At 59.5% G+C, this 904-nt stretch carries 1 pseudogene; it reads left to right on the top strand.

Features of this window, described 5'->3' with window-relative positions:
* Positions 1-904: pseudogene (locus ACV229_RS40540) on the top strand (filamentous hemagglutinin); the annotation flags it as partial.

Genomic DNA, 904 nt, shown 5'->3' with positions numbered 1-904 from the left:
GAGCGATATCGTGTCCGAATCGAACGGCACGAATGCCGTCGACCGGGTACTGGTCGTGAACGTCAACGGGCAGCATCAAACGCTGTACTACAACACGCTGACGGAGAACGGAAACGGTACCGTGACGGCAGTCTATTGGGCTGGCTACGATCCGCACATCAACTACGCGCCCGATACGGAATACGCAACGCGCAGCGACGGCCATAAGGGCTATCAGCGCGTCGAAATCTGGCGTGATACGACATCGACGATTCGGCAGGACAAGGTGGCAAGTCAAGCGAAGCAAGCGCAACTTGTGGCTGGCGGCAGTATCACCATGGCGAACGTCGGGGCGGTGAACAACAACTACAGTGCGATCACGGCCGGCAAGTCGATCCAGATCGGTAGTACGCGGCAAAGCGGTTCCGTCGGCAGCGGGAGCTATGGTGGGACGATCGTCAACAACGTCGGCCACACCCTGTATCAGTATCAGCGCGACGAGATTACGTCGATGTATGCGTGGAACATAGACACGACGCGGGATCGAGGCACGATCGCCCAACCGCCCGTTGTTCATGCGCCGATCGCCATCGGCGGAACGGGCGGCACGATCATCGCGAACCAGTCGGTGTCGATCGATGCGCAGAACGTCGACAACCAAAACGTCGCCGCACAAAATTCCGCGACCGGTGCGACCGGGGGGACGCTCGGCAACAACGCAGCCAATCAACGCGTGTCGGGCGGCAATCTCACCCAAGTCAACACGGCAAGCGGAACGACGACAGTTCCCGCACTGCAATCGGTTGCGAGCACAACTGGCGCATTGTCGATCGCATTGCCGAAAAGTGGCATGTACTCAATTCATCCTGCGCCGGACCAAGCCTATCTGGTCGTCACGGATCCCCGACTGGCGAGCTACACGAAC

This window comes from Burkholderia sp. MR1-5-21, from assembly GCF_053427715.1.
This window is presented reverse-complemented; position numbering and strand designations above follow the sequence as displayed.